Here is an 18902-nt window from a genome sequence, read left to right on the forward strand (position 1 = left end):
CGATGGTCACGGAGGTCCTTTACTGGGGGTGGGCGCTGGCTGCGCTGTGAACGAAGGTGGAAAGGTAGCCGGTGTCCCGCCGGGCCTGGCGCACGGTGGCAACCGCAATGTCCGCGACGATGAGTGCCGCGTCGTCGCCGGCCGCCGCGAGGCGGCGGCCGTACGGATCAGCGACCGTACTCAGGCCGGCGAAGTGCGGGCCGGCGTGGTTGGCGTACGCGATGAACAGTTGGCTTTCCAACGCGCGGGTGGGCACCACCATCGCCGGGACCAGCCGGGTGTCGAAGGGGTGCGCGTCGGTCTGGCCGCCCGCGCGCAGCGGGACCGCCGTCGGAACGCAGAGCAGTTCCGCGCCCGCGAGGGCCGCGGCGCGGACAAATTCGGGAAACTCGATGTCGAAGCAGATCCCGAGGGCAACGTTGACTCCGTTGAAGGGGACGACGGCGGGTGCCGCCTCCCCGGCGTCGAAGGCGCCCTTCTCCGCGGCCCCGAAGAGGTGCTGCTTGCGGTAGCGGGTCAGTTCACCGCCATCGCGGTCGAAGAAGGACGCCGAAATGTAGTGCCGGTCCCGGTCGTGTTCGACAGTGGAGCCCACGATCGCCAGGCCCGCGGATACAGCAATGTCCGCGAGCTGCCTCCGCTGGGCTGCGCCGTCGGTGGTGTGGACCAGGCTGGGCGCATAGCCGCTGACGTACAGTTCGGGCGTCACCAGCAGATCCGCGCCCTGCGCCCGGGCTTCCTGCGCGCGGGAGGCAAGCCGGTCCAGGTTCTGTTGCGGGGAGTTGACCAGCCCGGTGCCCTGCACGACGGCCACCCTGATTCGGCCGGTCACTGGACGCCCTCAGGCCAGGTGCCGGACCCGGGAGCCGCGGTGCCGGACCCGGGGGCCGCGGCGCCGTCGAGGTCCCCGTTGCACAGCCGTTCCACCACGCGGGTGAGCATGTCCACGCCGGCGCAGGCGTCGCCGTCGTTCGTGTACTCACGTTCGTTGTGGGAGATGCCGTCCACGCTGGGGACGAACAGCATGACCGTCGGGACGACGTCCTTCATGTTGATGGAGTCGTGTCCGGCCAGCGTGAACACCTGGCGGTGGCTGAGGCCCAGTTCGGCTGCGCATTCGGCGGCCAGGGCCACACCGGCGGGCTGGTAGGGATTGATGCCCCAGGCATGGGACTCCGCGACGTCAATGCTGACGTTGGCCTCCGCCTCGATACTGGCGATGCCGGCGCGGAGCAGGGCCTTGGCTGAGGCCAGGATCTCCTCGTCGGCTGTCCGCAGGTCCATGACCAGTTCCACCCGGGACGGTACCACCACGGGCGAGTTCGGGTAGACGGTCAGCTGGCCCACGGAGGTGTGCAGCACGGCGCCGCTGAAGTGGTCCGCGATTTCGCGCAGGAGCACCACCAGTCGGGATGCACCCAACAGCGCGTCCCTGCGGTCGGCAATGACCGTTGAACCCGTGTGCGCCTGTTCGCCGTGGACGGTCACGCTGTATTTCGCCGCGGCCCAGCAGGCGTGGACCAGACCGATGGTGGTGCCGGAATCCTCCATCGAGCGGCCCTGTTCGATGTGGATCTCTGCGTAGGCGGCGGCCGTGGGGCCCTCGCCGCTGCCGAGGTGCCCGATTTCGGAGAGGGCCTCGCTCACGCTGGTGCCGGCGGTGTCAGTGACGGCGAGCGCGACGTCGGCCGGGAGCTTTCCGGTGTAGACGGAGCTGCCCATCATGGACGGGGCGAAGCGGCAGCCTTCCTCGTTGAACCAGTCAACGACGGCGAGGTTGTATCTGGGCGCACCGGCCGCGCTGCCGCCGTCGGAGGGTGCGGAGGCTGACCGGTCCGCCAGCCGGCGGCCGGCGTGTAGGGCTGCGGCGACGCCGTAGGCGCCGTCGTACTTTCCGGCCGTCGGCTGGCTGTCCAGGTGCGATCCCACCAGCACGAAAGGCGCGCCGGGGTTCCATTCGATGAGTGCGAAGAGATTGCCGATCCTGTCCGTCTCGGTGCGGAATCCGTACTGCGAGGCGAGCGAGGTGAACCAGGCACGTGCCTGCGCGTCCGCCGCAGTGGCGGCCTGGCGGTCCACGCCGTGGCCGGGTGTTTCCCCGATGGCCGAGAGGCTGCGGAAGTCGCGGAGGAACGCCGCGGCCTCGTCAGATGTTTCCTGGCGGGTGCCGGCGGAGGGTCCGGCCAGCGTATGGGTGGGGCGTGTAGCTGCGGCAGTCATGGTGTGTGCTCCTCGTTGTTGAACCGCGTGGATGAATGCTCGGTGGATGAATGCTGGGTTGCTGGTACTTGTACCGGGATGGCGCCGGTGAGCGGATGGGTCGTGGCGAGCTCGTTGACGCGTCTCCGCACCGAATACCAGCCGGCAATCAGGGCCGGGATGATGATCGCCAGGGAAGCGACCGTGTAGGTTCCGATCGGGAAATCAAACAGCATCAGGACCAGCACCGCGGCCAGGAAGGCCAGCGTGAGGTAGGAGGTCCAGGGCGCACCGAAGAGCCGGAAGGCGGGCCGGGGCATGAGCCCCGCCTTGGACAGTTTGTACAGTTTGAGCTGGCACAAAATGATGGTGGCCCAGGTACAGAGGATGGCGAGGGCGGTGGCGTTGATGGTGATTTCGAAGGCCATCTTGGGAACAACGGCGTTCAGGCCCACGCCGAGCAGGGTGAACGCGGCGGTGAAGAGGATTCCGCCGTAGGGTACGCCGCCGCGGCTCATGCGTTCCATGAACTTCGGCGCTGTCCCGGTCTGGGCCATTGAACGGTAGATCCGCCCGGTGGAGTAGAGCCCGGCATTGAGGCTGGACAGGGCGGCGGTCAGGACCACGAAGTTCATCACGTCACCGGCGCCCGGCACCCCGATGCTGGCGAAAAAGGTCACAAAGGGTGACTCGCCGGCCTTATAGGAGCTGTACGGAAGCAGCATCGCCAGCAGCGCCGTGGAACCGACATAGAAGATGGCGATCCGGAAGATGACGGCATTGACCGCCTTCGGCATGATCTTCCGGGGGTCCTTGGTTTCGCCCGCGGCGACGCCGATCATGTCGATGCCTGCGTAGGCGAACACGATGCCCTGCACAATGACGATGGCAGGAAGGAGCCCGTTGGGCAGCAGGCCACCGTGATCAGTGATCAGGGATAGCCCGGGCTGGTGCCCCGCGACCGGGAAGTTACCGGCGAGGAAGATGCCGCCCACCAGGAGGAACGCCACGAGGGCGCCCACCTTGATGACGGCGAACCAGAATTCCAGCTCGCCGAACAGCTTCACGGAGATGAGGTTGACGCCGGTGACCACGATCAGGGCTGCCAGCGCGAGGATCCATTGCGGCACGCTGCTGAACGCCGTCCAGTAGTTCAGGTAGACCGCGACGGCGGTGATGTCCACGATCGCCGTGAGCGCCCAGGACAGCGAGTAGACCCACCCGGAAATGTAGGCGGCCTTTTCGCCGTAGAACTCCCGAGCGTAGGAGACGAACGAGCCCGACGACGGGCGGTGCAAGACCAGTTCGCCGAGGGCGCGAAGAATGAAGAACGCGAACACTCCGCAGATCGCGTACACAACAGGGAGTACGGGCCCGGCTGAGGCCAGGCGTCCGCCGGCACCCAGGAACAAGCCGGTACCGATTGCGCCGCCGATGCCGATCATCTGGACCTGGCGGTTGGAAAGGCCCTTCTTGTAGCCGGACTGTTCGTCGGGGCGGACGGCCGTTGTCCGCTCCTCGACTGTGTCAATGATGGTCATGGAATCTCCTGGCCGGTGAAAGTCTGCTTGCCGCCACGATGCGGCTGACTTCGATCGTCCCAAGGCGCGGGGCCATTGCCCATGACGGCGGAAGACAGACGAGCGGGCAAAAAATGTACGAACGTACATCCCTGTGGTGGTCCGCTTCGGGGATGATAGGAGCGGCGAGTCTGGGAGGACTGATATGACCGAGGACGAACGATGGCGTGGTCTGATTGCCGCCGTCGGCACGCAGCTGCCCGAACTCGTGGAAAAGTTCCTGACCCGGATCCTTCCCGACCCGGCCTACGCAGACTCGGGTCTCACCCTTGAAGATCTGCGCCGCAGCAGCTTCCGTTCCTTCGCTGCCATGCTCGCGGCCCTCGGCGGGAAGGCCTCGGAAATTGACGCGCTAGCCGACATTGCCTCCGAACTTGGTGCCCGCAGAGCCCGGCAGGGAGTGCCTTTGGACAGCCTGGTGCGGGCTATCAGGCTGGATTTCTCGGTGCTGTGGGATGCCCTGGCCGCCCCTGCGCTCGGCGCAGACCCGGCGCTGCTGGTAGAGAAGGCAGAAGTCGTCTGGGCGACGGTGGACCGGTTCGCAGCCAGCGTCCAGGAACGGTACCTGAGGGAGCTGCAGGAAATTGAGGGCGCCGATGCCGATCTTCAACAGCAGTACCTGACGCAGCTGTTGGCGCCCGCCGAGCCGTCCCCAACGGATCTGTCACGGATAGCCGGCGCCCTGCGGATTAGCCCGCACGCCGTGTTCCTGGTGGCGGCCATCGACCGGAACGACGGTCTGCTGGTCCGGAGGCGGATCCGGGCGCGCCCACCCCGGGACGTTCCCGTGCTGACCTATGACCAGGGCCACCACACCTTGGTCATCCGGCCCCGGACGGCATCCTCCGACGAAAAGCTGAGTTTCCAGGAGGCCGCATTGTTCGACGGCGTGGCCGTTGCAGTGGCACCGCACGCCGACGGGATCGCAGGAGTGCGCACAGCCGTCAGCGCTGCCAGGGAAATCATGAAGGACCTGCCCATGGGCAGCAGGGGAGTGTTCACGTTGCGGGACCGCTGGTTGTCCATCACGGCACACCGGCTCTCGCAAGTGGGCTGCAACCCTGAAAGCCTCATACTTTCGGCGCTTGGTCGGTGCAGCGAGGCGGAGCGGGAACGCCTCTTGGAAGCAGCACGGACGTTCCTGGAACTCGGCAGCCTCGTGGCAACGGCCGACCGGCTCGCCTGCCACCGGAACACCGTTGTTAATCGGCTGGCGGCGTTCGAGGGCTACACCGGCCTGGACCTTCAAAAACCACGCGATAGCGCGCTGGCCCTGCTTGCCATCGGAGGCTAAGCAGCCTTGAACCGCAGCATGAGCGATGGGGGAGGCGTGCGCCAGGGCGCGTCCTTCGTTCACGAGCTCGGATCTCAAGGATAGGTCGGTAGCGCGATGTACTGGTTGATGTTCGTGGACTGGAAAGTCTCAAATGTCAGCCTATCTTGGCCGCCTTGCGGATCTCCGACCACGACGGTTTGGTTGGAGGAATCCACGCCCAGCAATGCGCAGGAATGATCGGATACCAACTTGCCGTCGTCGTTGGAGGTCCCAAGCGTTATGAGGCCGTTCGTGAAATCCTGCTCGATTTGCGCGAAGCTTACTCCCGTCATGGGGCCGCCGGGATTGCGGTCGACGCCCTCCATGCCGGTGATCGCATAAAGGGCATTATGCACATCGTGATCCTCGGCGTTGCTGAGATCGGTGCCATCGATGCCGGCATAGCGGTTGCCGTTCGCGGCCGCCCACCCTTTCTCGATAATGGCGGCCCATGAAACGTTCTTGCCGTCGATATTTTCGATGCCATTTTCAAAGGGTTTGCCGTGGCGATACGGAAGGTCACCATTAAGCGTCACTGTCACCGGATTGGGCGCGCCGTCATACTTGCTGTGGAATGAAATGGTGTAGGTGCCGTCAGCATTATCGTGAACCATGTTCAAAACGGTCTCCGGCGAGCGCGCTGCCACTGTCATCAAGGCTGCCAGGAAATAGCAATCGCCGGCATCACCCTGCTTGATATTGTCCAGGTCTCCGGAGATGTCAGGTTGGCCGGCACTATCAAGCGCGAACAACACCTGGTTCGGGACTTTTTGGAACGTTGCGCGCCCAGTCGCGGCAGGATTACTCACTGGTCGGCCGGATTGTCCCGGAACCGGCGCAGGGCCGGAAAACGGCGCAACTGTCGACCGGGAAATAGAAACAAACGCAATTCCAAAAATTACCACCACTGCAATCAGTGAAGAAATGATAAGTGCGCGAAATTTGGCCGGCCTGGATACCGCACGTTGCATGCTGCGTGCCCTCCCGTTCTGCGGGCTCCTGCCCGACGGCGGACTCGCTGCGGCAGGGGTCCAACGGCACCCCCGCCGTCGGACACTTCTCAGTTGCTTAATTCACCACCCGACCAACAGCTTGCCCCAGGCAACCAGAGTCACGCAAGGGCCGGCAAACGATTCACAGGCAAATCCATCGAAGTCACCGCTGTGTCGCGGCATTCCTTGGCGCTACACGGCATTGCACGGCCGTCTTCCGCCCGGGAGCTAGCCCTCCGACTGGACCGGGAGGCCGGCGTGTGCCGGGGTTGGCAGCGGCAGCTTGAGTTTCGAGGTCGCGATGGCGCTGTCCATGACGACGCGGGTCAGGACACCAAGGTCAAATTGGCCCTTTGCCATCGCGAACAGGTTCTGGACGGCAAGGCCATAGGCCACCGGCCACTGCTCCGGCCGGGGCGCAGCCTGCCGGACGGGTGCCTGCAGGGGTTCCCACATGGCCAGATAGCTCCGAGGCGTGCCACCGGCATTGGTTCCCGGAGCGAAGCGCGGCAGGCCGAACTCCGCTCCGCCAAGGGTGCTCGCGCTGTGGTGGAAGAGCTCGTTGAGGTCCGGCACCTGGGCGCCGTGCTGCTGGGCTGCCCCAGCCACCAGACTCCAGACCGAGTGCGTGGACTCCGCCAGCGGACGGTTGATGGCATCGCCAACGAAGTATTCATCGCCGTTGGCGCCACCGACTGTCAGCAGTGACAACCCCCGGTACTGTGCCGCGCCCGAGTTGAGCCCTTCCAGTGCTGCGATCTGGCACGCCCGGCCGGCCAGCGCACCCAGGGCGGTCGCCAAAGACTCGACATGGACGCCACGCTCATCGCGCATTGCTCCGAGCAGCCGTTCCAGGACAATCCGGCCCGCCAGTTGCGCTCCCGGAAGGGGATCGAATCCCGGGGATGGCGCTGCCGCATCGCGGGGCAGGCCGTTCTTGCGGTTGGACTTACCGAACATGTTGTCCCCCAAGGTGAAGTCGTGCCGGACAGTTTGTAGTTGACGCCCGGCAAAGAACCGTGAATCGGGACAGCATATGCGCTCTGGAGGAGATCTCCTAGGCCCCTGCGCACATCGCCCGCCAACGGTGCCGGTTGGGCCGGATCACCTCAAGCGCCTGCTTCAGCGGGGGAGCGCGGTCTGCCGGCGCGGACGGAAGGGGGCCGGCGTCGGCGGCTTTTTTGTGGATGACCTCATGCTGCGTTGAGGCAGCGGGGTGCCGGGGCATGGCTGGGGATCATAGACAGCGGCCGCGGGCGGGCCGGGCGGTGTACTTGTCAATGCAGGCGCTCCATCTCTTGTTCAGTGGTCTGGTTTGGTCTGTGCTGTGGTTCCCCGCCGTCGTACATGTTCGTATCTACATCAAGGGATTCGCCGGTCCCGTACTCGTGGCACTGTTCTGCATCGCAGGTTCTGCTCCGCGACTTCTACGCCCAAGGTCCCTGAGAAGCGCATAGTCCCTGCTGCGCACCACGCGACGCTAGGCCGTTGATAAGCAACTGCAAGTGTGCTTGTTTAGCAAGTAGCGCAGATCCAGAAGGGGTGTCACTCGACATGAGATTGACGACGACGACCAACGTCTCGGTGGACGGCGTGATGCAGGGGTTGGGCGGACCTGACGAAGACCGCAGCGGGGGCTTCAACCGCGGGGGATGGGCCATACCTCTTCTCGATACCGAAACCGGGGACTATCTCAACCAGGTCTACGGCGGTGCGGCGGCGTTCCTCTTCGGCCGCCGGACGTACGAGATCTTCGCCGGCTACTGGGGAACGATGATCGATCCGACCACGAACCCGATCGCCGCCGCACTGAACAGCCGGCCCAAGTACGTGGCATCGACCAGCCTCACCGACCCTCAGTGGGCGGGCACGAATGTCCTGAGCGGCGACGTCGCCGCGGCCGTCCGTGGTCTGAAGGCGCAGCAAGACGGCGAACTGCTGGTGCCCGGCAGCGGTGCCCTCGTCCGATGGCTGCTCGCCAACGACCTGGTCGACCAGCTCGACCTGCTCACCTACCCCGTCATCGTCGGCCAGGGCACACGGCTGTTCCCCGATTCCGGCCCCGACATCGCGCTCGAACTGGTCAACACGCGGACCACTTCCCGCGGCATAACCATCCAGACCTATCGGCCTCTCGGGCGTCCGGAGTACGCAACGTCCACTGTGGACCCCGAACACGTGTTCTAGCTGCGCCAACCCGACATCGCGGTGACCCGGAAGCTCAGGGTGTCGTCATTGGCGAGGCAGGCCTTGAGCATGGCTAGCCGTTGGTCCTTCTCAGTACTGGCACGGGTCCTAATCTGCAGATTCTGCAGTCGGATCATTTCTACTTTACATAATGTTGATTATCGGCGTTGCATAATCAGTCGAGAGGGGCTGATCTTCTGCCCAAACTAGTTGGTGGCAATCACCATGCAGCAGCGACGCTGACCTGGTTACCAACGCGAGCTTAGATCGGAGCCGCTGACAGAGATCTGGGCGCGCATGGCCGCCTGCTTCTGGCTGGGCTGCTCCGACACTGCAGAATTCGCCAAGTTTCCGCTCGTGCATCGGGACGAATAAGTCCGACACTAAGAGGCGCGCCTGCTCGTCTCCACCTGACTGCCTGCGCATGATATGGGTATGACCGAAAAATCCCTGCGCGTGCTTTACTCGATCGGCCTGGGCATCATCCTTGTGCTCTTCGTTGGCCTCGGCATCGCCACCTTCTATCCGGCCCCTGAACTGCTATCGCTGGCTAGTCTCGACGCGGCGGCCAGGCAGTCAGCCATCGACGCCCACCAGTCCGCGATGCGCGACTACAACCGCAACGTCACCATTGCGGCGCTCGTCTCGGCTCTCGTGATCCTGGGAGCCAGTATCTGGACCGAATCGAGGAAGCCACTGTTCGCCGGCGGGTTCCTTATCGGCGGCCTGCTGACGCTCGTCTACGGCCTCATGCGTGGCCTGACGTCCGGAGTGACGGCAGTTGCGTTCTTCTCCGTCGCCGTCGGCCTCTTCGTGGTCGTATATCTCGGACACCAGCGGTTCTTCTCCGCCCGGGCCGTTGAGGCCCGGGCAAAGGCGCGGGCGGAGAATGCGCAGGCCGCCTACGCCCGGATGCCCATGCAGCCGCCGTACGTCCCGGTACATCAGCCCCAGGGGCCGGCTCCGTCCCCGTACGCCCAGGGCCAGCCCTACCAGCCGACGCAAGCCCAGCCGGGTCAGCAGCAGGGCCAGACCTACCAGCCCCAGCCCTACCAGCCCCAGCCGGGTCAGTATCCGCAGCAGGGTCAGTACCCGCCCCAGGCGCAGCCAATGCAGCAGCCGTACCCGCCGTACCCGCCATCGCCGGGAGATCCCGGACGGCGTTAACGCTCACCATTTACGGAGGCCCGTCGACCCCCATGGTCGCCGGGCCTCTACCGTTCCCTGCTGCTTCTTGACTGTGCGCTTGCTGCTCCCCCGGTTGAGCGCGCTTCCCCAGTAGGCTGAATCCCACAAGTGTGGACAGGAGGCTGATGTGGCAGAGACGACGATGGCAGAGACGACGATGGCCGAGGTGATGGCCGAGCTGGCCGGGCTCGAGGACCCGAGGGCACGGGAGGTGAACGAGAAACACGGCGACGATCACGGTGTGAACCTCAGCAAACTGCGCGCGCTCGCGAAGCGGCTGAGGACGCAGCAGGAACTCGCCCGCCAGCTTTGGGAGACGGGTGACACCGCGGCGAGACTGCTGGCGATCCTGATCTGCCGCCCGAAGGCGTTCGAGCGTGACGAGTTGGACGTCATGTTGCGCGAGGCGCGCACCCCCAAGGTGCACGACTGGCTCGTGAACTACGTGGTGAAGAAGAACCCGCACGCCGAAGAACTGCGCCTGGCCTGGTCCGCGGATCCGGACCCAGTGGTCGCGAGTGCCGGCTGGGCGCTGACCACGGAGCGGGTGGCGAAGAATCCCGAGGGCCTCGACCTCGCAGGACTGCTCGACGTCATCGAGATGGAGATGAAAAACGCCCCGGATCGCCTGCAGTGGGCGATGAATCACTGCCTGGCTCAGATCGGGATCGAGCACGCCGAGCACCGGGCCCGTGCACTCGACATCGGTGAGCGCCTGGGGGTGCTCAAGGACTACCCGACTCCCCCGAACTGCACGTCTCCGTTCGCGCCTATCTGGATCACCGAGATGGTTCGCCGACAGCAAGACAAGTAGCACGGTTCGCGCACTGCTACTCCCCCAGGACGCGGCGCCCGATAAGAACCGGCTGCGAGGGGCCTCGCCGCCTATGGAACCCAATCGGCGTCGTCGTAGGGGCGGCCGCGGAAGTGAGCGCGGAGGTACTCCCCCACAACGGCAGCCCCCAAGTCCCCGGCTTCGGGCGCGACCACCCGGCCGCCAACCCGGCGGACCATACGCTGGACGAACCGCTCGAGCCCAGGGTCGTCGCCAAGCCGGAAGAACGTTGCCTGGGCGCCCGCACGCCCCAGCCGGTCAAGTTCGGCGACCGTGACGCGGATGGTTTCCCGGTCCGGCGGCCAGCAGAACCACGACTCGCCGTCGGCCAGCAGGTGCGCGGTGGGTTCGCCGTCGGTCACCACGAGGAGGACGGGTTGCATCGACGGATGCTGGCGGAAGAAACGGCCGGCCAGCAGCAGACCGTGATGCAGGTTGGTTCCCTGCTCCCGCAGGGCCGGCAGGGCCGTGAGCTCGCCGATGTCCATGGACTGCGCGTAGCGGCCGAACGTGATCAGCTGCAGCCGGTTCCCGCGGAACCGGGTGGAGACCAGGTGGTGCAAAGCGAGCGCGGTGCGCTTCATCGGCACCCACCGTCCCTCGGCGGCCATCGAGAACGACACATCGACCAGCAGGACGACGGCGGCCTGCGTGCGCGCCTCCGTCTCCGTCACCTCGATGTCGCCCACGGCGAGGCGCAAGCCGCGGCCCGGATCGCCGCCGTCGGCCATGGTGCGGCGGATCGCGTTGGTCATGGTGCGGGTGACGTCCCACGGCTCGGCATCGCCGAACTCCCACTGCCGGCTGGAGCCGGTCTGCTCGCCGCCCGCCCCGGCGACGCGTGTGTCCCGGCGCCCCTGACGCCCGGAGAGCTGCTTGGCGGTATCCCGCAAAAGTGACCTGCCGAGCCGCCGCATGGCGGCCGGCGACAACCGGAGGTCTCCGTCGGCCCCGCGCCGCAGGTAACCGCCTTCCTGCATCGCCCGCTCGATCTCCGCGAGCGTACGTGCGGTCACGGCAGCATTCTGCCCGAGCTGGCGGGCGAGGGCATCCAGGTCCAGGTCGTCGAGGCGTGAGCCGTTATAGGACTGGGAGAGCTGTTCGGCCAGCTCATCGAGTTCGGCCACATCTTGCAGCACGCCGGTGCCATCGCCCAGCCCGAGCCCCTCCTGGCCCTCGAAGCGTTCGGAGCCGGCCCAGTCCTCGCCTGGCCGGAGGGCGCGCAGGCTGGCGTCGAGTTGGTCGAGCTCGGCCATGAGTTCAGGCGAGCCAAACGCCTGCGCGGACAGCCGCATCAGCTCATCTCGCTGCTCCGGAGACATGGATTGCAGGAGCCGCTGGGCGGCGGCCGCGCGCTGGGCGAGGGCGTCCACCAGCTCCTCGACTGATTGCGGGTTCTCCGGGAAGAAGTGGCCGTGCCGGGCCATGAACTCCTGGAAGTCCGCGTCGGTGTCTTCGCCGCGCCGGTGTTTTCCGAGGAGCTCGTTGAGGTCTCGCAGCATCTCGTTCACCGCTGCGCGGTCCTCGTCAGTGGCGTCCTCCAGCGCTTGTTTCATGCCGGCGAAACGCTGGTCCAGGATCTCGCGGCCCAGCAGATCCTTGATCCGCTCATAGGCAACACGCGCGGCGCTGGACTGCCAGTCATAGGAGGCGAGTTCGTTGACAGCCGCTGCGGTGGACCGGGGCAGATTCTGCAGCTGCATCTCCCGGAAGGCGCGGTCGGTGTTGTCCATCATGGCGTCACGGGCGAGCTGCTTGCGCTCCTCCAGCACCGCGGTATCGAGCAGCTTCTGGACTTCGGTGAGGGTGCCGTCCAGCCGGTGGCGGCCCAGCAGTTCACTGCGGCGCTGTTGCACGCGCCGGGCAAGATCGTCGAGCCCTTCCCGGTTCCGGCCACCGCGGCGCAGGAACTCCTGCAGGGCGTGCCGGGGCGAGTAGCCCGCCATGACGTCCTCGGCGATCGCGTCAAGCGCCTCCGCCAGGTCAACCGGCGGGGCGAGCGGATCGGGTCCACCCGTGTACCGGCCATATTTTGACCTGTTGTGTGCGGTCATGAGGCCTCCTGTAGTCAGCCGTAGATCGTCGCCTCGTCGTCGAACTCCTTGGCGATCCGCCGGGCGAGGTAGAGACCTTCCAAGGCGAGTTCGACGGCGGCGGCGCGCTGCCCGTCGTTTTTCGCGCCCAGGCGCTCACTGATGTCGTCGTAGAGGCGGGAGCCGTTGAGCGCCGGAAGGTTGTGGAGGAACTCCCGCGCCGTGACCTGTTCCCCGGTGGTCACTGTGGTGTGGCCGTCGAGCGCAGCCACGAGGGGACCCATGTCGATGCCCTGAAAATGCGCCCGCGCAGCTTCGGCCGTGGCCGTGCGCAAGAGGTGGTCGAGGACGGCTTCCTCACGCCCTTCCTCACCGGACTCGAACTCAACTTTCCCGGTGAGGACTTCTGCTGCGGCTGCCAGGTCGACGATCCGTGCGACGGCCTCGCCCTCCCCTCGCACGCTCGCCCGGCGCAGCGCCGCCGCAGCGACGGTCTCGGCGCCCGCAATGGCGAACCGTGCTGAAACGCCGGAGGTCTGGTTGATGGCTGGGGACTGGCGCAGCGCCCGGGTGTAACGGGCCAGGATCTCGAGGATGACGGGCGGGACGTCCGCCACCAGCTGCCCTTCCTGCCGGATGACGGCGACCTCGTCGTCCAGCTCTATCGGGTAGTGGGTACGGATCTCGGCGCCGAAGCGGTCCTTCAGGGGCGTGATGATCCGGCCGCGGTTGGTGTAGTCCTCCGGGTTGGCGGACGCGACGACGAGCACGTCGAGCGGCAGCCGCAGCACGTAGCCACGGATCTGGATATCACGCTCTTCCATCACGTTGAGCATGGAGACCTGGATGCGCTCGGCGAGGTCGGGCAGTTCGTTGATGGCGATGATCCCGCGGTTGGAGCGCGGGACAAGACCGTAGTGGATGGTTTCCGGGTCGCCGAGCCGGCGGCCCTCGGCCACCCGCATCGGGTCGACGTCGCCGATGAGGTCGGCGACGGAGGTGTCCGGCGTCGCGAGCTTCTCCACATAGCGTTCCGAGCGGTGACGCCACGCAACCCGCAGCCGGTCCCCTTCGGTGAGGGCACGGGCGCGGGAGTGCTCCGTAATGGGTTCGTACGGGTGTTCGTTCAGTTCCGAATCCTCGATCACCGGCGACCACTCGTCCAGCAGCCCGGACAGGGTGCGCAGGAGCCGTGTCTTGCCCTGTCCCCGTTCGCCGAGCAGGACGACGTCGTGGCCGGCGATCAGTGCACGCTCGAGCTGGGGCAGGACGGTCCGGCCGAAACCGTACAACCCGGGCCACGGATCGCGGCCCGCGGCAAGGGCGGCGAGCAGGTTGTCGCGGATTTCGCGGCGCAGGTCCTTGTGAACGTGGCCGGCTGCACGCAATTCGCCAACAGTGAAGATATCGGGACGATCACTCACCCCTCTAAGGTAGTCCTCGACCGGGCGGGGAATCGAGGGATTTGTTCAGATTCCCTGCTCACGGGCTGCAGTGCGGCTTACGCTGGATTCTAATGACTGCAGCACCGCCGCCGGCATCGCCGGCACCCGCTACCCCACCCGAGCGGCAGGGCACGCTCCTGCTTCTGGTGCGCCATGGGGAGACGCCCACTACGGGCAGGGTGCTGCCGGGGCGGGCACCGGGGCTGCACCTGTCCGCCCGTGGCAGGGACCAGGCGTACCGGGTCGCGGAGCGCCTCGCGGGACTTCGGGTCGACGGTATCTACTCCTCCCCCCTGGAGCGCACGTGCGAGACGGCGGAGCCCACGGCAGCCCGCGCCGGACTTGAGGTGAATGAGGACGCCGGCCTGATCGAATGCGACTTCGGCGAGTGGACCGGCGCCGCGTTGGCTGAACTGGCGGGTATGCCGCAGTGGCAGACCGTACAGCGCAGCCCCTCGACCTTCCGTTTCCCGAATGGCGAGAGCTTCACGGAAATGCAGGCGCGGATCGTCGGAGCGCTCGAGGCACTGCGCACAGCCCACGCCGGGGGCGTCGTCGTGTGCTTCTCCCACGCCGACCCCATCAAGGCCGCCGTCGCTCACGCCCTGGGCACGCCCCTGGACCTTTTCCAGAGGATCGTCATCAGCCCGGCGTCGGTTTCGGCCATCTCATACGTGGACGGTCAGGAACCTGCCGTTCTCATGGTGAATTCGACCTCGGAACCCCTCAGTGGGCTGAGGGCGCCGTGAGAGCGGACAGAGTAAAAGGGGGCAGACGGTGGCCGGACGGGAGCTGACGCTGCTCACCGAAGGCCGCGTCGAGCTGCTCGGACGCATCCTGCGCAGCAGCAACGAGACATACCTCGCCCGGGTCTCCTGCGGGGACGACTCTGCCTGCGCAGTCTACAAGCCGGAGGCGGGGGAACGGCCGCTGTCCGATTTTGAGGCGGGGCTCTACCGGCGCGAACGCGCGGCCTATCTGCTTAGCGAGTCCCTGGAGTGGGGACTCGTGCCGCCAACGGTGATTCGTGAGGAAGCCCCGGCAGGTGTGGGTTCGCTTCAGTGGTTCATCGAGTGCGACTTCCGTGAGCATTACTTCACTCTGTACGCTGACGCGCCCGAGACCCATCGCCGGTTGTTGCAGATCGCACTGTTCGACTGCGTCGCCAACAACACCGACCGCAAGAGCGGGCACGTGCTCCGCGGCCATGACGGAAGGGTGTGGGGCATCGATCATGGACTGTGCTTCTCTGCAGGTTTCAAACTGCGCACCGTGATCTGGGACTTCGCCGGTGTTCCCATCCCCGGGACCTTTCTCGAAGGCATTGCCCCGCTCGCCGAGAAAGTGCCGCGAGACGTGGCGGAGCTTCTCGACGATGCAGAGGTAAAGGCCCTGCAGCGCCGGGTGCGGCGCTTGCTGCACGACGGGGTGCTGCCGGTTGACCGCACCGGCATGCGTTACCCGTGGCCGCTGGTATAGGAACGCACTGCGGACCGGCTCCTAAGTGGAGCCGGTCCGCAGCACGTGATGGGTTAGCCGATGAGCCGGCCGGGGACCCGTTCCAGGTCAGGCAGGAATCCGGTCCGCCAGAGTGGAGCGGGCAGCGCGGGCTGCGGGCGCGCCGTCGGCGTCCTGGCCGTACAGCCAGTCATTGTACTGGAAGTCGTCGTCCTTCCGGCTCTTGAACAGCAGGTTGCGCAGCGTACGGGCCAGCCCGGAGACGTGCCAGGATTCGCCCCAGACGCGGGCGGTGCGCTGGACCCGGGCGGTGCGGCCGGCGCGGACGTTGTTGAATTCCTTGATCGCCCCGTCCCAGGCTTCCGGGTTGACGCCGGCTGCGGTGAAGACGGTGCCGTTGCTGACGTCCTGCAGCACGGCCGCGTCCTCAAGCGCCTGGCAGGCACCCTGGGCGAGGTACTGCAGCATCGGGTGCGCGGCGTCGCCCATCAGCACCATCCGGCCGGCGACCCAGTTCTCGATCGGGTCGCGGTCGTACATGGGCCAGCGCATGCTGGTGCCCAGGTTCTTCAGCGCATCCTGGACGGCCGGAACACAATCCTTGTACGCAGCCTCAAGCTCGTCCAATCCCCCGTACTGCTCTTCACCGCGCTCAAAGGAAGCGGACTTGAACACAGCCACGGTGTTCAGCAGTTCGCCCTTGCGCAGCGGGTACTGCACCAGGTGGCAGTCCGGTCCGAGGTAGACGATGACGTCCTCGAGGTCCGCCTTGGGCGTGTTTTCGGTGATCGGCACGGTTCCGCGGTAGGCCACGTACGCCGAGGGAACCGGCTCGTCGCTGGCGACCAGCGGGCGGAGAGTGGACTTGAGCCCGTCGGCGCCGATCACGACGTCGGCAGAGTAGTCCACACCGGCGGCGGTGTGGGCTACACCCCGGCCGTTCACGGTCTCAACACTTTCGACCATGACGTCGTTGACGAGCTTCACGCCCGCCGCTTCACAGCCTTCGAGCAGGACCCGGTGCAGGTCGCTGCGGTGGATCACGACGTACGGCGCGCCGTAGCGTTCCTCGAATTCCCCGCCGAGGCTCTGGCGGGTGAGCTCCTCGCCGGTGACGGCGTCGCGGAAGACCAGGTGCTTGGGCTGGACGCCGATTTCCAGTGCCTTTTCCAGCAGGCCCCAGCGCTTCAGGACGCGGGAGGCGTTGGGGGCCATCTGCAGGCCGGCGCCGACTTCGCCGAATTCGGGGGCACGTTCCACGAGGGTGACGTTGGCGCCGTTTTCCCGGAGCGCGAGGGCTCCGGCCAGTCCGGCCATTCCCCCTCCGATGACGAGGACATCGGTGGACGTGGCGTGCTCAGACATTGCTTGCTCCTGTTGTTGAGAGTGCGGGTGAGATTGAGGATTTTGACTTGAGTTTGAGGCCGACGGCGGCCAGCAGGACCGCGGCGATGGCGGCGGCACCGGCGAAGGCGAGGAAATTGGAGTTGACGCCGAGGCCGGCGGCCAGCAGGAGGCCGCCTATCTGGGGTGCGGCGACGGCGCCGATCCGGCCCGTCCCCAGCGCCCAGCCCAGCGCGGTCCCGCGCAGGTGCCCGGGATAGTGGCTCGCGACGGCGGCGATGATGAGGCACTGCGTGCCGTGGGTGCCGACGCCGGCGAGGACCAGCATGAGGTACACGACCGTGACCGGCGGTCCCGTAACCAGGACCACGAGCGCGCCGGCGGCGACGGCCGCCGCGGCGATCGCCGTCGGGATCGGACCGAACCGGGTCCCGGCCCAGGCGGTGATCACCGAGCCGGCCACCGCGCCCAGGTTCAGGGCCAGGGCGAAGGTCAGGGCGGAGCCCAGGTTGTAGCCGGCCAGCTGCATGAGGTTGGGCAGCCAGGTACCGAGCCCGTACCAGGCGAAGAGGGTGGCGATTGTCGCCAGGGCGAACAGCAGGCTGACCCCCAGGTACGGGGCGCGGAGCAGGGACTTGAAGCCGATCGGCTCCTTGAGGTTGCGCGTTCCCCTGTCCTCGGCATTGACCGGGGCCAGCGTCTCCGGCAGGTATTTCAGTCCGAGCGGCACCACGATCAGCAGGGCCAGCACGGCCACGAGGAACATGGACTCCCAACCGAAGGCGGGGATCAGCTGGATGCCGACCAGGGCGGCGATGGATCCGCCGATCGGGACGCCGGACATCATCAGGGTGGCGATCGTGGACCGCCACTTGGTGGGGACCAGTTCGGCGACGAGGGCGTTGGCCGAGGGCACCAGGCCCCCGAGTCCAATGCCGGCCAGAAGCCGCAGTCCGCCGAAGACGGCCGCGCTGGGGGCGAAGGCGCAGAGGATGGTGAAAACCGAGAAGACGACGGCACAGCCGAGGATGGTGCGGCGGCGCCCCCAGGAGTCGGCCATCCGGCCGGCGAAGATCGCCCCGAGCATCATGCCGACGAAGGCCATGGAGCCAATGGTTCCGGCGGTGGCCTTGGTCAGCCCCCAGCCGGTCTCGGAGATCAGGGAGGACTGGACGGTGCCGTAGACGATCAGGTCGTAGCCATCGAAGACCACCAGCAGCCAGCAGACCAGGACGGCGGCTGCCGAGCTTTTGGAGAACCGTGATGCGGGCCCATCAGCGGTAGAGGGGGCAGGGGCCCCCGGCGAGGACCGTTGCGGCGGTGCAGCGGAAGGTGTGTGATTCATGCCACTTACTGTCCTAGCCGCCGCAGGTGAACCACAATACAATTCTGATGTGCAGAACAAACCGTTGGCCAGAGCAGCCCGCAAACCTGTCCAGAAGCGGCCCACCTACTCCATCGAGGCGGTCGACAACGCGCTGCAGCTCCTGCAGCTGCTCCGCGACAACGGTGCACTGCGGCTCAAGGACGCCGCCGAGGAGCTGGGCGTGGCGCCGTCCACCGCCCACCGCCTTCTGGCGATGCTGGTCTACCGGGGATTCGCCGTGCAGGATGAAACCCGCCGCTATGTCCCGGGCCCGGCAATGGGGGTCGGGCCGGCCGGGCTGAGCTGGACCCGGCTCCTCCGATCACTAGCCCAGCCGCACATGGAGCTTCTCTCTGCACGGCTCAACGAAACCGTGAATCTCATGGTCCGGGTGGGGACGAAGGTCCGGTTCCTGGCCACCGTGGAGGGCGGCAATGTGTTGCGGGTGGGTGACCGGCAGGGCACGGTCATGCCAGCCAACAAAACCTCCGGCGGAAAGGCCATGCTCGCCGAGCTGGACCCGCCGATGATCGAGCAGCTGTTCCGCAGCCACAACGCGGAAATCGGCGGCGACACGATTGCGGACAATGAATATCCGACGTTCCTGCGCGAGCTTGAGTCCATTCGCGGCAACGGCTTCGCGGCGAATTTCGAAGGCACGGAGGAGGGCGTGAGCGCGCTCGGCATGGCCGTGCACAACCGGCACGGGCACGTGGTCGGCGCGCTCAGCGTCGCCACTCCCGCGACCCGCTTCCGGCGGGTGTTCGACGCCGGACTCGTCCCAGCGCTGCGGGAAACCTGCCGGCAGCTGGAGATTGATATCGTGGCCAACCCGGCCGACCCGGACTGAGCACCCTGCATTTCAAACTAACAGCACCGGTTCAGGGAATTCTGACCAGCAGAATATGTTGGGGATCACACATCGGCATCCGTAGAGTCGAAGCACGTCAAAGAACTGTT

General features: G+C 66.4%; 17 protein-coding genes. 7 read left to right on the forward strand and 10 right to left on the reverse strand.

Annotation, left to right across the window (positions count from 1 at the left end):
- Positions 1-19 precede the first annotated feature (19 nt).
- The 3 genes from MRBLAR12_RS01780 to MRBLAR12_RS01790 are packed head-to-tail and all read right to left on the reverse strand — an operon-like array spanning position 20 to position 3740.
- Positions 20-832 carry a nitrilase-related carbon-nitrogen hydrolase gene (locus MRBLAR12_RS01780; protein WP_364743068.1) on the reverse strand — a complete coding sequence of 271 codons (813 nt, stop codon included), beginning with the start codon at positions 830-832 and terminating at the stop codon, positions 20-22.
- Entirely contained in the window at positions 829-2220 is a 1392-nt protein-coding gene (locus MRBLAR12_RS01785) for a M20 family metallo-hydrolase (protein ID WP_364743071.1), read from the reverse strand. Before MRBLAR12_RS01785 ends, MRBLAR12_RS01780 begins: the two co-directional genes overlap by 4 nt.
- The gene (locus tag MRBLAR12_RS01790; RefSeq protein ID WP_364743073.1) at positions 2217-3740 is read right to left on the reverse strand and encodes an amino acid permease; all 1524 of its coding nucleotides are present in this window, start codon (positions 3738-3740) and stop codon (positions 2217-2219) included. The genes MRBLAR12_RS01785 and MRBLAR12_RS01790 overlap by 4 nt, the downstream gene beginning before the upstream one ends.
- A 184-nt stretch (positions 3741-3924) precedes the next feature.
- On the opposite strand from MRBLAR12_RS01790, the gene MRBLAR12_RS01795 reads away from it, so the two are divergent.
- On the forward strand, positions 3925-5073 hold the full coding sequence (locus MRBLAR12_RS01795) for a helix-turn-helix domain-containing protein (RefSeq protein WP_364743076.1): 1149 nt from the start codon (positions 3925-3927) through the stop codon (positions 5071-5073).
- A gap of 74 nt (positions 5074-5147) precedes the next feature.
- On the opposite strand, the gene MRBLAR12_RS01800 is transcribed toward MRBLAR12_RS01795, so the two are convergent.
- A complete protein-coding gene (locus MRBLAR12_RS01800; RefSeq protein WP_364743078.1) occupies positions 5148-6065 on the reverse strand; it encodes a C2 family cysteine protease in 918 nt (305 codons plus the stop codon).
- A 249-nt stretch (positions 6066-6314) separates the two neighbouring features.
- The gene (locus MRBLAR12_RS01805; RefSeq protein WP_364743081.1) at positions 6315-7046 is read right to left on the reverse strand and encodes a hypothetical protein; all 732 of its coding nucleotides are present in this window, start codon (positions 7044-7046) and stop codon (positions 6315-6317) included.
- Between the two features lie 594 nt (positions 7047-7640).
- Between MRBLAR12_RS01805 and MRBLAR12_RS01810 the strand changes: the two genes are divergently transcribed.
- Positions 7641-8273: a dihydrofolate reductase family protein gene (locus MRBLAR12_RS01810; protein ID WP_364743084.1), complete on the forward strand. Its 633-nt coding sequence runs from the start codon at positions 7641-7643 to the stop codon at positions 8271-8273.
- Here MRBLAR12_RS01810 and MRBLAR12_RS01815 read toward each other — a convergent pair.
- Positions 8270-8410, reverse strand: coding sequence for a hypothetical protein (locus tag MRBLAR12_RS01815; RefSeq protein ID WP_364743087.1), 141 nt, complete (start codon positions 8408-8410; stop codon positions 8270-8272). The two genes, MRBLAR12_RS01810 and MRBLAR12_RS01815, sit on opposite strands and share 4 nt — an antisense overlap.
- Positions 8411-8708: 298 nt before the next feature.
- Between MRBLAR12_RS01815 and MRBLAR12_RS01820 the strand changes: the two genes are divergently transcribed.
- Positions 8709-9440, forward strand: a complete 732-nt coding sequence (locus tag MRBLAR12_RS01820) for a hypothetical protein (RefSeq protein WP_364743090.1) — start codon at positions 8709-8711, stop codon at positions 9438-9440.
- A 163-nt stretch (positions 9441-9603) separates the two neighbouring features.
- Positions 9604-10275 carry a DNA alkylation repair protein gene (locus tag MRBLAR12_RS01825; RefSeq protein ID WP_364743734.1) on the forward strand — a complete coding sequence of 224 codons (672 nt, stop codon included), beginning with the start codon at positions 9604-9606 and terminating at the stop codon, positions 10273-10275.
- Positions 10276-10346: 71 nt separating this feature from the next.
- On the opposite strand, the gene MRBLAR12_RS01830 is transcribed toward MRBLAR12_RS01825, so the two are convergent.
- Positions 10347-12350 (reverse strand): vWA domain-containing protein, encoded by a 2004-nt coding sequence (locus MRBLAR12_RS01830; protein WP_364743092.1) that lies wholly within the window; start codon positions 12348-12350, stop codon positions 10347-10349.
- A 14-nt stretch (positions 12351-12364) separates the two neighbouring features.
- Positions 12365-13753 (reverse strand): sigma 54-interacting transcriptional regulator, encoded by a 1389-nt coding sequence (locus MRBLAR12_RS01835; RefSeq protein WP_364743095.1) that lies wholly within the window; start codon positions 13751-13753, stop codon positions 12365-12367.
- A gap of 92 nt (positions 13754-13845) precedes the next feature.
- On the opposite strand from MRBLAR12_RS01835, the gene MRBLAR12_RS01840 reads away from it, so the two are divergent.
- Both MRBLAR12_RS01840 and MRBLAR12_RS01845 read left to right on the forward strand, forming a co-directional pair.
- Positions 13846-14523, forward strand: a complete 678-nt coding sequence (locus tag MRBLAR12_RS01840; RefSeq protein WP_364743098.1) for an MSMEG_4193 family putative phosphomutase — start codon at positions 13846-13848, stop codon at positions 14521-14523.
- Between the two features lie 28 nt (positions 14524-14551).
- The gene (locus tag MRBLAR12_RS01845; protein ID WP_364743101.1) at positions 14552-15253 is read left to right on the forward strand and encodes an SCO1664 family protein; all 702 of its coding nucleotides are present in this window, start codon (positions 14552-14554) and stop codon (positions 15251-15253) included.
- A gap of 87 nt (positions 15254-15340) precedes the next feature.
- On the opposite strand, the gene MRBLAR12_RS01850 is transcribed toward MRBLAR12_RS01845, so the two are convergent.
- Together MRBLAR12_RS01850 and MRBLAR12_RS01855 are read right to left on the reverse strand one after the other, a co-directional pair.
- Positions 15341-16597, reverse strand: a complete 1257-nt coding sequence (locus MRBLAR12_RS01850; RefSeq protein ID WP_364743104.1) for an FAD-dependent oxidoreductase — start codon at positions 16595-16597, stop codon at positions 15341-15343.
- On the reverse strand, positions 16590-17921 hold the full coding sequence (locus tag MRBLAR12_RS01855; RefSeq protein ID WP_229992388.1) for an MFS transporter: 1332 nt from the start codon (positions 17919-17921) through the stop codon (positions 16590-16592). The genes MRBLAR12_RS01850 and MRBLAR12_RS01855 overlap by 8 nt, the downstream gene beginning before the upstream one ends.
- A gap of 49 nt (positions 17922-17970) precedes the next feature.
- On the opposite strand from MRBLAR12_RS01855, the gene MRBLAR12_RS01860 reads away from it, so the two are divergent.
- Positions 17971-18792 (forward strand): IclR family transcriptional regulator, encoded by an 822-nt coding sequence (locus tag MRBLAR12_RS01860; RefSeq protein ID WP_229992389.1) that lies wholly within the window; start codon positions 17971-17973, stop codon positions 18790-18792.
- Positions 18793-18902: the final 110 nt, after the last annotated feature.

Source organism: Arthrobacter sp. LAR12-1-1.1, from assembly GCF_040676555.1.
GTDB lineage: Bacteria > Actinomycetota > Actinomycetes > Actinomycetales > Micrococcaceae > Arthrobacter.

Coding starts and splice junctions, on each gene's coding strand:
- MRBLAR12_RS01785 (WP_364743071.1), bottom strand. CDS start 2,220: ATGACTGCCGCAGCTACACGCCCCACCCATACGCTGGCCGGACCCTCC.
- MRBLAR12_RS01790 (WP_364743073.1), bottom strand. CDS start 3,740: ATGACCATCATTGACACAGTCGAGGAGCGGACAACGGCCGTCCGCCCC.
- MRBLAR12_RS01795 (WP_364743076.1), top strand. CDS start 3,925: ATGACCGAGGACGAACGATGGCGTGGTCTGATTGCCGCCGTCGGCACG.
- MRBLAR12_RS01800 (WP_364743078.1), bottom strand. CDS start 6,065: ATGCAACGTGCGGTATCCAGGCCGGCCAAATTTCGCGCACTTATCATT.
- MRBLAR12_RS01805 (WP_364743081.1), bottom strand. CDS start 7,046: ATGTTCGGTAAGTCCAACCGCAAGAACGGCCTGCCCCGCGATGCGGCA.
- MRBLAR12_RS01810 (WP_364743084.1), top strand. CDS start 7,641: ATGAGATTGACGACGACGACCAACGTCTCGGTGGACGGCGTGATGCAG.
- MRBLAR12_RS01815 (WP_364743087.1), bottom strand. CDS start 8,410: ATGATCCGACTGCAGAATCTGCAGATTAGGACCCGTGCCAGTACTGAG.
- MRBLAR12_RS01820 (WP_364743090.1), top strand. CDS start 8,709: ATGACCGAAAAATCCCTGCGCGTGCTTTACTCGATCGGCCTGGGCATC.
- MRBLAR12_RS01825 (WP_364743734.1), top strand. CDS start 9,604: ATGGCAGAGACGACGATGGCCGAGGTGATGGCCGAGCTGGCCGGGCTC.
- MRBLAR12_RS01830 (WP_364743092.1), bottom strand. CDS start 12,350: ATGACCGCACACAACAGGTCAAAATATGGCCGGTACACGGGTGGACCC.
- MRBLAR12_RS01840 (WP_364743098.1), top strand. CDS start 13,846: ATGACTGCAGCACCGCCGCCGGCATCGCCGGCACCCGCTACCCCACCC.
- MRBLAR12_RS01850 (WP_364743104.1), bottom strand. CDS start 16,597: ATGTCTGAGCACGCCACGTCCACCGATGTCCTCGTCATCGGAGGGGGA.
- MRBLAR12_RS01855 (WP_229992388.1), bottom strand. CDS start 17,921: ATGAATCACACACCTTCCGCTGCACCGCCGCAACGGTCCTCGCCGGGG.